Raw genomic sequence first — 15,194 nt, forward strand, 5'->3', positions numbered from 1 at the left:
ATGTAATATGATAATATCTGAACAACATCACACTACATGTATGGAGGCGCTACAAACATGAAACTGGTAACCTTTCACACCGAAACTGCGAAGGAATATTTTTTTGGACTTGTCATTAACGAGAATTTTGTCGTGTCTTTTGCCGCAATCATGAAAAAGCAGGGGACATTCGTTGACAGTCTACAAAGTATGGACAGCTATCTACAACATTTGCCGGCAAGCCATACTGCTGCTAAGGAGCTGATGCAATACGCTGTTAGACATCTGCATCAATTCAATGAAAGTGAAATCTGTCCAATTGTAGCTGTAAAACTGCTGCCGCCCATTCTGAACCCGGCTGCGCTTATTGATTTCGGGTTGACGCCAAGACATCTGAGAAATGCTGGCGTAAATCTGCTGCAAAGAGAATACACAGGAGCGGAAAGAGAAGAGTTTAAACAAAAAATTGCGGAAAAATTCCAGCAAGAACCGAATAAAGTAACTTTCAGTTATTACAAGTGTAACCATAATGCATTGATTGGCGATGGGGCTACAATTCATTGGCCTTCGTATTCTTCTTACCTGGATATCGAACCGGAGCTGGCCTTTGTTACAGGGAAGGGGAACTGCATTGCCGGTTATGTTATTTTTAACGACAGTACTGCTCGCGATGTGCAGTGGCCAGATTTTCAGGCGTTGACCGGACCAACTCGGTGCAAAGATTTTGATTACAGCAAAGGAATAGGACCATTTCTGGTTACACCGGATGAAATCGATAACCCGCTGGCACTGGATGTGGATGTACGAATCGGAGAGAGACTGCACTGGAAGGGAAGCACATCCGAGTATTCCGCGCACCCTGCAAAGGTAATGGAGGAGGTTCTCAAAATTTTCACGCCGCTCCCGGGCACAATTATAGGAATGGGGACGATACCGGATTGCTGCGCAATCGAGACCGAACAATGGCTGTTGCCCTCTGACCGAATCCAGATTACGTTCGATAAATTAGGCACGCTCACGCAATTGGTGCCTGATAATGTCAAGATTACAGAAGCAAGTCGCTGGGAAAAAAGAAGTGATTTACCTTTAAACGTTTACGAAGATGATGAACCCCCGAACCCTATTGTATATGTATAACTTGATGTATAATAGGTTTAACATATGCAAAAGGAGTAATACAATGCATACTTCAGACAGAATCATCGAAGCCGCGACACGGCTCATAAAAAAGAATGGCTATCGGGGAGTAAGCACTAAAGCCATTGCAGCGGAAGCTACAGTCAATGAATCTACAATTTTCCGGCATTTTGGAAGCAAGCAAGGCATACTGGAAGCCATCATTGAAAAGCATTCGGATATCCCGCAATTTGAGAAGCTGTTAATGGAGGAAGCGACCGATAATCCGGAAGTTGATCTGCTGAATGTTAGCCAGCAGTACCGCTTGTTTTTCCATAAAAATACGGATATTATTTTGATTGGCATCCGCGAAAAAGGAATATTTCCTGAATTAGACAGAGTGCTGGCCGAACCACCGGTGAAGCTGCACTCTTTGCTGGTTGAATATTTTGAACGACTGCAGAAGAAAAAAATCATAGCCAGACAGGATGCGCGTCTCGCCGCCATGTCTTTTCTCTCGACGTGCTATGGCTTTCAGATGAGCGAGCTGATTCACCAGCAATATCAGTCCCAATTCGTCACCGAGGAAGAGTTCTACAAGTACATTGTCTCATCGTTCGTTAAATCAATATTGACTTAGTCATAACATCATTGGTTGAAAAACAGGGTAATGCACCTTATCAATTCAACGAAGATAGTTAGTTGCATTGTAGAAATGAGTTGAATGTGTTAAGTAACAATAAAGTCATAAAAATTTTTAAAGTTATTTATTCAACAAACGGAGCATTTAGCTAAATCAAATAGAATGAAAAGAATAAAAGAAGTGAAAAAGCATACAGGGAACAGTTTACCCTTGAATGTTTTTCACTTCTTTTATGTAGAATAGATTTCCTGTATGCGTCCAACCTGTACATCTGTTAGTCTAACTTTAATACCGTGGGGAAGGGCGCCTGATTTGTTAAAAATATCTTAAATGATAGCTCTGGTAATTGTCCCTTTTTAGAACCTTTAACCATATTAACAGCTTTTCCTGTTATATAACTTTCTGATATTGTCCGTATATTAGACACCCATTTTTCTACGGGTATTGCTTGTTTTTTTCGTTTGCTGGCTTTTCATTTTTTTTGTTGAAAGGTCGTGATTCATTTTTCCCTGATTTGCAGAGGAACGGTTCTTTTTGTTTTCAAGCTGCTGCTTCACTGCCTCTTGCAGGCTGATTTTTTTTGGGGGTACTTCAGATTGATTATTCTCTGTCATTGGAAATGCTCCTTTTTGAATATAGTAGTTAGTCCAGTATAATCTATTTTTTATTATTTGTGAAACTTTCCACTTTAACTTACAACAAGTAAAGACGCTTTTTTACTAACAGTGCAGTTTAGTGGAATAATTTATATGGAGTATTGTGGTAATGTAAGGTTGTAAAGAAGGAAATCTAAAGGTTGAAAATGCTCAATCAAACAGTAATTCGGTAATTTTTTTAACTATTGGTATTCTATCAATCCTAATACCCAAAGCCATATTCATGAATAACTGATTAGACTGTATACCAAAGATATTGTGAACAAATGTACTTAAGTTACAAGGCAGGATAGTAGTATTTTTCATTATAAAAACAAGAAAACCCACTATATTTGAAGTGGGCTGAATTATTATTGAAAAGATCCAACAATCCAAGCTTAATAGACCATTCAAGGTGTTAATCGATTGATGTCTCGTGGAAAAGCACTTGCCTCCCGAACGTTCGTTAATCCAAGGAGTTTTGCTGTTAAACGTTCTAGTCCAATAGCAAAACCTCCATGCGGTGGAACACCATATTTAAATGTGTTTAAATAATTTTGGAAGTTTTCCTCGTTAAGTCCTTTTTCTCTGAATGATGCTACAAGCATTTCATATTCATCACCTTCTGGTATTTCTTTTTTAAAACGATTCTTTAAAATTTCTCTTGCTTCATGTAATTTTAGTTTTGGAATTTCAGTAATAGTTGGCATCTCAATATTCAAAAGCTTTAACTCGTTTTCATTTTTTTCTTTTACTTTCTCAAACATAAATTTTATAACTTGAGTTTCTAGCTCCATTAATTCCTCATAGTCTTCAATAAAAGCCATTTCAAGATCCAGAGAGATATATTCATTTAAATGTCTTGATGAGTTGTGCTCTTCTGCACGGAAAACAGGTCCAATTTCAAATACATACTCAAGACCTGAAGCCACCATCATTTGTTTATAAAATTGAGGAGATTGTGCAAGGAATGCGTCTTTCCCAAAATAATTTAAATTAAAAACATTGGCGCCACCCTCCGCACCTTGAGAAACAATTTTTGGTGTAAAAATTCTGATAAAATCCATATTTATTAAATATTCACGAAATGCCTCTTCAAGAGTTGCTTTTATTTTAAAAATTGAAGCGATTTTTTCATGACGGAGTGATAATACTCGATGATTTAAAAGGTTCTCAAGTCCTATGTTTACTTCTTTTTTATTTACCTCAAAAGGTAGTAAATCATTTTTGTTTATCACTTTCACTGATTTTATTAGCAGTTCAACGCCAAGTACTGTGTTATTTGTTGGAACGATTTTCCCGATAACTTCTATAACACTTTCTGTTTCTATAATGACGCCAGCAAGTTTTCCTTCTAAAACACATTGCAGTTCACCAGTTCGCTCTCTTAGTACTATAAAACTGATATTTCCAAGATGTCTTATTTTTTTTACCCAACCTTGGACTTTTACCATTTCTCCCACTTTATTTATACACTCTTTGGTAAGTGTACGTTTTAGATTTGTATGCATGATTTTTCCTCCTAAATTTTTTAACTTTTTTCTTTTATCATCATCGTCATCATCCACGGACACTCACCTCCTTTAAATATAAAAAGCTCCCGCCCCTGACAATTTGTCAGGGACGAGAGCCTATCTCGCGGTACCACCCTAATTGCTTCATACACAGCCAACTCAAAGCTTTTTAACGGTTGCAAACCGTCTATCCTTACTTTTTTCAGGATAACACTCACAGGTGTCTTTCAATCATTATTTAACACAATCTTTTCAGCTACCGATTGCTCTCTTTCGTTAAAGGGAATGACATACTTAGCCTGTTCTTCGTTTTTTTAATATTTAAAAAATATTATACCGATACTTTTTTTCATTTTCAATAAAATTGTTAAATTTTACTACTAGTTTTTATATTTTTGAATTTAAAAGATTTTGGCAATAGAATTTGTTTTAGTAAACGTATTCCAGCTTCTCGAAAGAGGTCTAAAGATGGACATTATACAAAATTCGATTACTAAATTTGAAATTTTGCTTACACGCCGCCAAGAATTATTAATATTATATATTAGCCCCAACAAGCCCCGACATAGTCCCATAATGAGCCCCAACTGTGTGCATTATTTTGCGTTATTCTGCATTGAAAAAAAATGAAAAACCCCAAAAGACTGCATATAACAGGCTTTTAGGGGCTTTGTAGGGTACATATTGAAAAATAAAAAATTAGTCCGTGAAGCATAAAGATGATAAGTAACCTAACATTAATAAAAGACCAATACCCATTGCGATGCTCATGCTTTGTACCTCCTTTAAAAAACCGACACATTATTCATAAATATTGTACAATGAATTATAGAAATATGAAACCTTTTAATGGCGAGAACGTATATAATAATAGGAGAATTACCAATTTGTACATAAAGAGTAGGTGATACTGAATGAAAACGTGGGTTAAAAAAAGTATTGTCATAATGGTTGCGTTTTTAACATTTGGTTTAATTACGCCAACGCATGAAATATGGGAAGCATTTGATCAAAATCCTTCAAACCGTGCATCTATCGGTCCTGCATCGGGGACAAACACAGCTCTAGCTGCTGAGCCTGATAGTAGTAGTGACGAGCAGATTCATATTCAAGAGGAAGAAATTGATTATAATGCCTTGCTTATGGATGCAGCGAGAGAGCAATCATACATAAAGTTTGGTACAAAAATTGGTCCAAAAATTAGCCATGAATTTGACAACATCATCTTCCCAAAAATGGAGGAGGCGATTGCCATGACTGTCGCTAGTTTGGACGAGCCCTCCTTAGCATCTTTAACCATCTCTGAAAAGCCAAGTGGTAATTATGGAGAGAAAATTTTCAATGTAATCAATAACGACACAGGATCAGATGTCATCCGCTTCCATGTACGTACTGAAAAAAGACCGCAGGAAGGCTATTATTACAACTTCCATTATCACAGCGTCGAGGACGACTTCTTGGCACACTATAACCTAGGCGATATTTATTGGGAAAAAAACACACCACCGAAGTGGTTGTCATGATATATAAGGGTTTAGGGGCTGTCTCTTAGAGATTAGCCCTACTTTTAACCCCAATTTCAATAGGGCGGTCAAAAGTGTCGATAATTTTATCTTCCATCTCCCTCAATACATGCCCGTATGTTGTATGAATCATTTCAGGCGTGTTCCCCAAACGTTCAGCAATCGCCCTTACAGGTACACCATCGTTCATTAATATAGTTTCATGAGAGTGTCTAAGAGAATGGAGTGTACACTCTTTTAATTCAGCGCGTTGAATAATCCTTTTAAAACCTTTGTGTAACGTGGTTAATGGCATTGGTATCATACTTTCCAAAGAGTGGAATACATAATCCTCACCTTCAAGTTTTTTCCCGAATGATAGTAATTTTTCTTTGATTACTTTTTGATAACGATTTAACTGTTCAATTACATTCGTACCAACTTTGATTTTGCGGTCACTATTTTTTGTTTTAGTTGACCCCTTGCCATATCTTGTCCTATTCCGCATAAAACTAAGTTTCCGTTTCAAAGTCAATATCCTTCCATTGAAGACCTAATGCTTCATCTTTTATGCATTCCTGTATAAGACAGTTAAGGTAAAATTGAATAGTACGTTTCATCCTCATGATCTTTTGTGTGGGTAAGCATTGTACTTAGTTGATCAGATGTAAGAACCGATAACTCATTTTCTTTGTTTCGGGTAGCCTATGAATTTACTAAAAAATTTACGGTTAGTGCACAAGGCGTACTGTTACACGGGGTGGATACAAGGGTAGCAAGTGCTGAGCCCATTATTACGCAGCATTCACATCAAATAGCTCAGAAGGTAAGCACCACAGATTATAACGGAAACACAATAGCTTCCTTAATAAACCAAACTTAGACGACTACCGATTCAAACAACTAAAATTAATCTCGTAGGAGATGTAAATATACTATCTGATATTAGTGGTAATCTAGGCACTATTTATGCTGGTAATATCAATATTCAACAACAGGTGAGCATTGGTAATCGTTGGAGTATCCAAAGGTTAGATTTCGAAGGGTTGTCGTCGTCGAACTATAGTAACTTGGTTCAGTGTACTTCCTAACAATAGTTATTCCATGTATCGAGTACGCAGGTGATGGTGCAGCCATTACATTCTGTGTACTCGAATTTATTTCTATCAGAAAGAACGGCACAAAAATGGGCTTACCAACACCGGAGTTCATTTAAAATATTTTATCAATTGTAAAGGATAAAACAGGAGAGGGAGAAACTAAATGACAAGCGTAACAACAACTTGCAGAGACTTAGCCGAACTATTACCAGCTGCACAAACAGCATGTCGATTGCTATTTCAGGAGTGCTTCAAGGCAGGCATTAAGAACATCTTCATTACTGAAACATACCGCTCACAAGAAAGGCAAAAATATCTATACGCACAAGGAAGAATAAGACCAGTGCAGATTGTTACTTGGACAATAAATAGCAATCATAAGTCACGTCTAGCGTGGGACATTGCTGTTGGCCCTCCACAATCTTTATATGATGTGGCTACTTTAAACCGAGTAGTGTCTATTGCTAAGAAGTTAGGCATCAAGTCAGGAGGTACTTGGACTAACGCTATTGATCGGCCACACTTAAATGTGATATATTAGCGATATTTTATGTCTATTTCTTATATGTGTTAGCAAGTTCGTTTTCAAACTTGTTAGCACTTTTTTATTTCATTACATACAGTTTCGCGTAAGCTACATTTCAATTTTTCTAATCCGTAAAAAATAAAGTTAAAGAGGTTAATCAAAACCTGTACGGTAAAGATGCTCAGCATAAGATTTAATTATGTAATTTGATACTGATACAGAAAATATCTTTGTTTTTTTATAGCTTTATTTAGTTTTATATATTTTACATCAAGCAATATTTCAGTGTTCACAAAAGATAATTCTTTAATTTCCCCATTAGTTTGATTGTTGTTTTGCAACTCTTTTTACAAGATACAGTTAATACATTTGGTCAAGAAAACTAGTTTAAAATCATATTATATTCATAAAAATAATTTATATACTTAGAATAAATTTTTTTCTAAGCTTCATACTAATACGGATTTGCTATTTTAGATAGGAGGTGAAAAGTTGAAGGACTTTTTAGTTGTCGGAAATCTTTTAGATACTTTTGTAAACACAAGTCATAGTAAAAATCTAGTGATGGCAGATGACAATGATTGTGATGATTGGGATAGAAATTGTATTACAACAACTCATGACCATGACCCAAATCAAAACGATGATACACCGCCTTTTATAAGTGGGATATATAAAGGAGGATATAACACCAGTAGCGTATTCGTTGAAGTACAGCCTGGTGTAACTGCAAACATTCAAATTGATTTTACAGTTGAAACTATTGCAGATACCCAATATCAAGAATGGAAAAGTTTTGTCGAGTCACAATTAACCCAAGAGCAAGTTCAAGAATTATCTAGGCAGGCACAAATGAAAGGCCATGCACAATGGTTAACAACTCTTTGGTCATTTTTATGTGGAGTAGGTAATCCTCTTTCATTTGAAAATCAAATTAGACCATTTCAAATAAAGCATGATATTGTTCTTACAGAAATTTCAAAAAAGTTTTATTCACTACAGACCACCAAAATAAATGTAACTGGAAATATTTCCGCTACAGGTATTAGTGATCAAACAGTCCAAGCGGGGGTATTTATTCAAACAGCCGACATTACTTTTAGAGATGGGAAAAATTTTAAAATTCTAAGTACCGATAAACCTGTCGGTCGACGAACTGATTCTTTTTCTCAAGTAGGAATTTTATATAACATGTCGCCACTAACTATTACACAAAATTAAGTTGTTTAAATAAAATTTTATTTTATGGAGGAAAAAACATGAGTAATCCTGAAATTAAAGAAATTAAGATAATAGAATTTAATCCGAATTCATCTAACCTACACAATGCTTCTACAATTTCTACTGATGAAGCAACTACTTATTCTAAGGGAACTTTTACAGATGGCTATGGTAGAGCTACTTCATTAGAAGTTGAAGTAACAGATGGCGCAACTGTTGATCTTATGATTGACTTTACAATTGAAACTGTTGCTCAAGAGACTGTAAAACAATGGAAAGAATATCTATACCAACATACTACTGAATCAGAAAAGAAAACTTTAGAGGAAAGCTATTCTATTAAAGGTTCTGCAAATTGGCTAATGGGCGCTTTTGGCTTCGCCAAAGGAGGGGGCAATTATAGTCACTACGAAAATAAAACTGATGATTTTGACTTCTCGAACGAACAATTCAAACAAGGATTTTCAACTTTAATTTATAATTCAAAAACAGAAACTTACAATGTAAAAGGGAATATTAAAGCAACTGGAAAATCTAACATTCCAACTAAAGCAACAGTATTTATACAAATTGCTACAATTAAATTTACTGATGGAAAAACCATACATGTTACTGACAGCCAAAATGTTATAGTTGCCGATAAACTAGGAAGAACAGATAGAGTAACTAGTGCATCAAAGCCAGAAATAAATATTTCACCAGTAACCAATCCAAATTAATAATTATATATTACTTCGGATTAAATAAATAACTATAGTTCTATATCCCCCTCTAAGTAAGCTAATTAAAGGGGGATTAACTATTATTTTATTAATATTAACTTACAATTCGAACTTAATTGTAGAAATCCTTGCTCAATTTCAAATAAATAAATTAGAAAAGACGGAGAGTGAGATTATGGATAATTTTCTTAAGCAATTCACAGCAGTTCATCGTTATTGCTTAGCTGAAGGGTTTGAAGGTGGATTTCTCTCAGGAGACTCAACAAATTCTGAACATTATTGGAATGTAGGGATAATGAGAATTCATAAAAATCCTGAAAGTATTGTACCTAAAGATATAGAAGAAACAGATGCCTTTCGGTTAACTAATGTAGAAGATATGTTCATGAAAGCAAATGAGCTTCCTGAAATAGGAAATGGTTTTATCGGAGCTATTCCAACTTTTGAACAAGGGACACATAACGGGAAAATATATAACGGTGTAATTTTTATTCGAGAAAATGCAGCAGACTTAATAAGTGTTCCAGTACTAAAACTTAAAGAATATGCGCAAGATGTCACGACCTCAATAAAATCTAGATTTTTTGCAGTAAATAGATACTTACATGATCAAGGAGCCTATTCAGGTGGGTTTCCTATCTTTAGTGAAGGACCTTCATTAAATGATGAAAGCTTAATTAACTTAATAGCTTTCAAGGAGAACTATTGTAGCCATGAAGGTATCCCAGATCTAAACTTTTACTCTCAATTTTACGAATACCATAATTTTGTATGGGATGATGAATTTTATATTCGAAAAGCTATAAATGAGGTAATACGAGCTTTTGCAGATTCTCCTTTTCTAAAGATCGATGAAAAGAAAAATTTAAGAGATAAAGCAATAAAAACTAAATTGTTAATTTTCCCAGAATCTGATCCAACTTTAAATGGAACTGCTTCGGGAAACAAAATAACCCTCAATTTGAATAATTTTAGAAACAAAGATAATGGTTTTTTGGAAATGTGTCGAACGACTATTCATGAGCTTATGCACATTTCTGGTTATGATCACCCTAATAAGCTTGAATCATTTCAAGCTTATGCCGGCTGTGGTTGTACAGGTCAAACAGCTGGCGTTCCACAAGATGCATTAGATTATTGGACCAGCGTCCCTCTAAAAGCAGAATGTACTTTCGCTAATACTCAGACTGACCATATTTAATTTAATATCTTATCGATGCTACAAAAAAATAAGTGGTTGATAATAAAAGTGGTCTTGCTTTAAAGATAGTCTTTTTTGTTTTTTTGTACTTGTAATGGAATAGGCCTTTAGAGTATAAGTGCCGTTCAAACGTCCTTATGGGGAAAATTTAATAAGTGAAAAGGAGGCGAGAGCCATCGTACTACCTATTAATTCTGGAAATTGTAATGATTGACTCAAATTTACCTAGGAAAACTATGTAAGCTGTCCAAAGTAGATGCTGATAAAGCAATTGAGTTAATTCAAGCTTGGAGGATGGGAAAAAGGAGTTAAGTCAATGTGGAATGATGCAAACAATCAATCAATTAATCAAATAAAGATTATTACTAAATGCTAATTTCTCAAGGGTTGTCATCTTGGTAACCCTCTATAGAAGGTACTTTATAAGTCCACTAGTTTGACATACAGCATCAATACCCTCCAGCATTCTTCTATATTCGCAAGCTGACGAAGAAATCAAAATTTCTTTTGAAATGAATAGTTTTAATATTAAAGTCATGACTGATAACTTGAATAAACATTAAGGCGGTAGTATAAAAACAGTTATAACTATACTTACTTTACTGACTTAAATGAAGTAAACTTTGAAGATACATCATTAAAAGGAATAGATATTATGTTACAAAACTATGTCGGTGATTACTTCGATTCTAAAACGAATCATTATTTATCTACTCAAAATGGTATAATACATTCTAGTAAAACAGGCTCTCAAATTGTTCCATCCGCACCTTAAGAGAGGGGAAATGGGAATTGGTTTATGACAATGCTGTTTTAAAGTTGCTTGAGTATAGGGGGTATCAAAGCCCAAAATTAGAAATTACGTGGGAAAATGGAAAGACTAGTATTTGTGAAATCGACACATTCTACGACTCCGATAACGGGTTAGAACTTGACGATGATAAATATCAAGAATACCATGTAGCACTAGTTAGAGATGTGTTGAATAATAATCAATATGTTGAAATTGGAACAGGGGAAAATAAACCTATATCTTATAAAGATAGAGAAAACAGGAGAAGTAATTTTTAATAGTGACTGATTTTCTGTAACTATTGAAAGACAAAGCCCGGGTACTCAATTAATTTTGAGCCTGGGCTTTTGTGTTGAATCATTTTGTAATTCCTTTTCTTTTGCATTGATTAGTTGCTTTAATTCCTCCTAGTCCTCCTAGTCCTTCTAGACAAGAGACACGTATTTTGGCAGCTGGAGCTAGGTGCAAACTATATAATAAATCATTATGAAAAATTTGCTCAACAGCTTAATAGAATGGGTTTTGAAGCAGTTATTTAAATTCTGTATTTGAATTTGAAAAGATTATTGGGCTAATATGGCGGAGGTTATCGCTTCACAAGAACAATTTGTTCCATTATGAACCACTTGATTTGACAATAGAGCCACATCAAATCACTTTGAGCGTTTTTAATGAAGGTGGTTAAGGGTAAATGTTACTAATGGAAGGGTAAGAGGGTAGAACGGGTTCTTCTGCAGCTAACGAAGAAGTATACTTCCATAAGGAGAAATGTATATGGGAACTTATATTAGTCCCCAACGTTTTAAAATTAAGAGAAAGTGTAGAAAACTTGAGATTTAAGTGTGATATTTAGAATGTGGTGAAAAAAGTTCAAAGATAGTACCACCTAAAATATAACGGATGTAGTTAAAGATCAATGTAAAAACTGAATATTGTTAAGAGCGATATTGAATCCCTACTAAAGTAATTAGATAGTGTAATTTCTTCAAGGCAAATGATGGGAGAGATGATATGGAAAACGACTGGGACAAAGCTATGGGTTCTCTTTCTAAAATAAAAGTTTTTTCAAATCCAAATAACGAGCCGGTAACCATATGTGGTGAGGCTGATGATTTGAAGTGTATAGGTGTTGGTACAGATGCAGCTGTTTTTCAGTCTCTTTCCGCCCCGGCTTATGCATTTAAAATATATGCCAAAGACAAAGTACACAAAGTAAAAATTGAAGCAACTGTTTATCAAGTATTAGAAGAATCACCTTACTTTTCAAGATGTTTTGCTTCATACAACGAATATCTGGTTTTAAGTTACGAAGAAGGAAAAACGCTCTTTGACTGCATTCTTCAAGGTATTCACATTCCAAAACAGGTTGTAAATGAAGTGGAGGAAGCAAGAGAATATGTTCGGAGGAAGGGACTTAACCCTCGTGATATTCATTTGAAAAATATTTTACTACAAAATGGAAGGGCAAAAATAATTGATGTCTCTGAATACACTCTTCAAGGTAATGATCATCGATGGGAGCATTTAAAAAAAGGATATGAGCAATACTATCATTTAATAGATGGAAATTCAGTGCCATTTTGGTTAGTAGAAACGATTCGAAAGTGGTATAACCAGCGTGGAAAAAATTCTTCATTTGAAGAGTTTACAAAATATATTTTAAAACTTCTGTTAAAAAATAATTGAACTTACGGCTAGTTTAATAACAAGTAGGAGCCTAACCTCTTACGAGATTATTTCATATTGGTCAGTAACGCTACTCACACACTGAGTAGCGTATTTTTTAATAGTAAGAGGGTGAGAGTATGTCAATTTACTACAGCTATCATGATTATTATTATGATCCATTTTAAGTGTGATAGATTAATTAACAACTATAAATAAAATCATTGTTAAAAGCCTCCAATTGTATGGAGGTTTTTTATATGCATTTTACATTTTAGCTATATCTTGTTACTAAACGTCTTTAATATTGCTATCTACGTCTTTGTCTTTTAATCTTCTGAACATAGCTATGAAAAGCAGTAACAGCAATAGCTAGGGGCCAAGTCTGCTGGTTGTGTTTAACGGAATGAATGATGTTTGAATGAACAATTTGAGAAAGCGCTATGGAAATCATTCCAAGTGGTAGAATTACAACCGCAAAAGCTAGCCTTAAACTAATCTTAAAACGACGATAGACGCGCTGATAACCGGTGTGCCTCCAATAATTGTGTTTAATAAAGCTGTTGGGTTCGGATGAATATTTCTTAAAGTAAGAACATCCGATGAATTTAAAGGTGTTATTACTTGACCATTTTGCGGGTCGGAACCACCATTGCCTCCATAATTGGAACCTGCTATTTGGTTGTCGCCATTGAAAAGGGAAAATGCAAAAGGACCACCTGTAACGAACACTTCATAGGTAATAAGATAAATCCCCGTTTGATTGATAATGATAGGTTCTGTTCCTGGTACATGTGATACAAATCCCGCAGGTGTAATATTACCATTTGTATTGAAAGTAACTTGGCCATTATTCGGGATAGCTGGTTGTGCAGTTGTATCATAAATATAAGCAAACCCTGGAAGCCCCGTCCCTACAGGTTGTTGTGGAACCTGTACTCCATCATGAACATTTTTGTTAATACAACTTTTTTCACAATCATCATGAATTCTGCTAATTTTTTTATAAGTAGGTTCCTTTTCATTTCTATTGAAATTGTCAAAACCCAATTTATCACGCTCCTTGTTTTTACATTATTCAACAAAGAGATACATTTAGACCAAACCTTTATGTTTTATTTGCTCAAAATTATTAATTTATGGCGAAAATTTAATTAAAATCATGCTTTATTTCCACAAATTAATACTTGTCAAAACGTAAATATTTGTTCTGAAATAATAAAAACAAATGTTCTGTCGAAAGGGGGTTAATTATCGAAAAAACTAAAGCACCTCCTAAAAAGAAAGAGCCACAACATCCAGAGCGAGATGAGTTTGATTTAGAGGAACCTCAAAAGGTCATGACGTCTGTTTGGCTCTTGTATGTTTTATTGTTTTTCGTTTATACGGAAGTGTCGAGTTTGTATAAAGCCGGTCGTAGAGAATGTGTATTGATTATGTCATCCAATTTGGGATACTATCTATTCAGGCTAAACGATAATGATTATCACTGTAAACAATCGAATTGTTTTGCTACTATACATAAATTATGGGAGTGAATTTAATCATGGCAAGATTGATGCTTATGAAAACAGGATGGGTATCGCTTATAACCGCAGGAATGATTACGATGTCATGTTGCTCCTCGACAGGCGACCAAGCTGTGGGAACGGCCGATCAGCCTGCAAACGCAGCGGCAGTGTCAAGTGAAGGTACGCCTCAGATCGAAACACGCGTCGTAACCGATGGCTTCGGAGAGGTAGAAATTCCGATAAATCCGAAGCGTGTCTCAGCTCTTTATCGTGAAGATTATTTGGTTGCACTTGGGGTAACGCCTATTGTGCAATACTATAACCCGATGTGGGGCAAGCAGGATTATTTGAAACTGGATGTGCCATTGTTCGACGTGACTGGGAACATTGAAGCTTTGCTTGTATCCGAGCCAGATTTGATTATCGGCGCTGGAGAGGTAGATGCAGAACAATACGAGCTCTATTCTAAGGTTGCACCGACGTTCCGTTTGCCAGACGACGTACTTGTGGATACGCGCAAAACATTGACCTTAATCGCCGATTTGCTTGGTCTAAGCGATAAGGCGAAGCAGGTTCTTGCTGATTACGATGCACGTATTGCGGATGTGAAAACTAAGCTCAACGCGGCGATCGGCGATGAGAAGATTGTTGTTCTACGAATGAACGTCGTAGACAAATCGATTAATATTTTCGGCATTCATAACACGTTTGTTGGACAAATTTTGTATGAGGATCTTGGACTGAAGGCTCCGGGGTTCGCCGAGGCAATGACGGAGGGCAATATCGTCTTGTCGGAGGAGGTCATTCCAGAGCTTGACGCGGATCATATTATTTTGCTTCCATCCAATGGGACGTGGGAGGAAGAGAGCAACGCGAAAGCTTTTGAGGAAATGAAGGCAGATCGGTTATGGCAGACCGTTCCTGCATTTAAGAACGGCCATGTATATCCAGTAGAGAGATCGTATTGGCAGACGGGAGCCATTACGGCTAACGAGTTGAAACTGGATGATTTACTTCGATTACTGGCTCCTTAGTACGAAATACGGTGATGACGTTCCTTGGCATG

General features: G+C 35.7%; 17 protein-coding genes and 1 other annotated feature. Of the genes, 12 read left to right on the top strand and 5 right to left on the bottom strand.

Annotation, left to right across the window (positions count from 1 at the left end; genetic code table 11):
* Nucleotides 1–57 precede the first annotated feature (57 nt).
* The gene (locus tag B3D94_RS17965) at nt 58–1,116 is read left to right on the top strand and encodes a fumarylacetoacetate hydrolase family protein (protein WP_291758890.1); all 1,059 of its coding nucleotides are present in this window, start codon (nt 58–60) and stop codon (nt 1,114–1,116) included.
* Nucleotides 1,117–1,159: 43 nt separating this feature from the next.
* A complete protein-coding gene (locus B3D94_RS17970) occupies nt 1,160–1,735 on the top strand; it encodes a TetR/AcrR family transcriptional regulator (protein WP_291758893.1) in 576 nt (191 codons plus the stop codon).
* A gap of 233 nt (nt 1,736–1,968) precedes the next feature.
* On the opposite strand, the gene B3D94_RS23060 is transcribed toward B3D94_RS17970, so the two are convergent.
* The 3 genes from B3D94_RS23060 to aspS all read right to left on the bottom strand — a co-directional run bounded on the left by B3D94_RS23060 (nt 1,969) and on the right by aspS (nt 3,884).
* Entirely contained in the window at nt 1,969–2,061 is a 93-nt protein-coding gene (locus tag B3D94_RS23060; RefSeq protein WP_414674013.1) for a DUF2196 domain-containing protein, read from the bottom strand.
* 96 nt (nt 2,062–2,157) lie between these two features.
* Complete coding sequence (locus B3D94_RS17975) at nt 2,158–2,352, bottom strand: hypothetical protein (protein WP_291758896.1); 195 nt, start codon at nt 2,350–2,352, stop codon at nt 2,158–2,160.
* Between the two features lie 431 nt (nt 2,353–2,783).
* Nucleotides 2,784–3,884: an aspartate--tRNA(Asn) ligase gene (gene aspS / locus B3D94_RS17980; protein WP_291760650.1), complete on the bottom strand. Its 1,101-nt coding sequence runs from the start codon at nt 3,882–3,884 to the stop codon at nt 2,784–2,786.
* Nucleotides 3,885–3,989: 105 nt separating this feature from the next.
* Nucleotides 3,990–4,203: a binding site (T-box leader), on the bottom strand.
* A 598-nt stretch (nt 4,204–4,801) separates the two neighbouring features.
* On the opposite strand from aspS, the gene B3D94_RS17985 reads away from it, so the two are divergent.
* Nucleotides 4,802–5,410 carry a YpjP family protein gene (locus B3D94_RS17985; RefSeq protein ID WP_069481145.1) on the top strand — a complete coding sequence of 203 codons (609 nt, stop codon included), beginning with the start codon at nt 4,802–4,804 and terminating at the stop codon, nt 5,408–5,410.
* Between the two features lie 25 nt (nt 5,411–5,435).
* On the opposite strand, the gene B3D94_RS17990 is transcribed toward B3D94_RS17985, so the two are convergent.
* On the bottom strand, nt 5,436–5,918 hold the full coding sequence (locus B3D94_RS17990; protein ID WP_291758900.1) for a tyrosine-type recombinase/integrase: 483 nt from the start codon (nt 5,916–5,918) through the stop codon (nt 5,436–5,438).
* Nucleotides 5,919–6,467: 549 nt separating this feature from the next.
* Between B3D94_RS17990 and B3D94_RS23065 the strand changes: the two genes are divergently transcribed.
* The 8 genes from B3D94_RS23065 (at nt 6,468) to B3D94_RS18025 (ending at nt 12,638) form a co-directional block, all read left to right on the top strand.
* Nucleotides 6,468–6,605, top strand: a complete 138-nt coding sequence (locus B3D94_RS23065) for a phage holin family protein (protein ID WP_414673999.1) — start codon at nt 6,468–6,470, stop codon at nt 6,603–6,605.
* A gap of 47 nt (nt 6,606–6,652) precedes the next feature.
* The gene (locus B3D94_RS17995; protein WP_291758901.1) at nt 6,653–7,030 is read left to right on the top strand and encodes a M15 family metallopeptidase; all 378 of its coding nucleotides are present in this window, start codon (nt 6,653–6,655) and stop codon (nt 7,028–7,030) included.
* 477 nt (nt 7,031–7,507) lie between these two features.
* Entirely contained in the window at nt 7,508–8,236 is a 729-nt protein-coding gene (locus tag B3D94_RS18000; RefSeq protein ID WP_291758905.1) for a hypothetical protein, read from the top strand.
* Nucleotides 8,237–8,274: 38 nt separating this feature from the next.
* Entirely contained in the window at nt 8,275–8,955 is a 681-nt protein-coding gene (locus tag B3D94_RS18005; protein WP_291758908.1) for a hypothetical protein, read from the top strand.
* A 178-nt stretch (nt 8,956–9,133) separates the two neighbouring features.
* On the top strand, nt 9,134–10,159 hold the full coding sequence (locus B3D94_RS18010; RefSeq protein ID WP_193831782.1) for a hypothetical protein: 1,026 nt from the start codon (nt 9,134–9,136) through the stop codon (nt 10,157–10,159).
* A gap of 655 nt (nt 10,160–10,814) precedes the next feature.
* Nucleotides 10,815–10,934 carry a polymorphic toxin type 50 domain-containing protein gene (locus B3D94_RS18015; RefSeq protein ID WP_291758913.1) on the top strand — a complete coding sequence of 40 codons (120 nt, stop codon included), beginning with the start codon at nt 10,815–10,817 and terminating at the stop codon, nt 10,932–10,934.
* A 17-nt stretch (nt 10,935–10,951) separates the two neighbouring features.
* The gene (locus B3D94_RS18020) at nt 10,952–11,230 is read left to right on the top strand and encodes a hypothetical protein (protein ID WP_291758916.1); all 279 of its coding nucleotides are present in this window, start codon (nt 10,952–10,954) and stop codon (nt 11,228–11,230) included.
* Between the two features lie 733 nt (nt 11,231–11,963).
* Nucleotides 11,964–12,638 (top strand): serine/threonine protein kinase, encoded by a 675-nt coding sequence (locus B3D94_RS18025; protein ID WP_291758919.1) that lies wholly within the window; start codon nt 11,964–11,966, stop codon nt 12,636–12,638.
* Nucleotides 12,639–13,106: 468 nt separating this feature from the next.
* Here B3D94_RS18025 and B3D94_RS18030 read toward each other — a convergent pair whose 3' ends face one another.
* On the bottom strand, nt 13,107–13,667 hold the full coding sequence (locus B3D94_RS18030; RefSeq protein ID WP_083244659.1) for a hypothetical protein: 561 nt from the start codon (nt 13,665–13,667) through the stop codon (nt 13,107–13,109).
* Between the two features lie 496 nt (nt 13,668–14,163).
* On the opposite strand from B3D94_RS18030, the gene B3D94_RS18035 reads away from it, so the two are divergent.
* On the top strand, nt 14,164–15,162 hold the full coding sequence (locus B3D94_RS18035; RefSeq protein ID WP_291758922.1) for an ABC transporter substrate-binding protein: 999 nt from the start codon (nt 14,164–14,166) through the stop codon (nt 15,160–15,162).
* The last annotated feature ends 32 nt before the right edge of the window (nt 15,163–15,194 follow it).

The sequence above is a fragment of the Lysinibacillus sp. UBA5990 genome, from assembly GCF_002429815.1.
GTDB classification, from domain to species: domain Bacteria; phylum Bacillota; class Bacilli; order Bacillales_A; family Planococcaceae; genus Lysinibacillus; species Lysinibacillus fusiformis.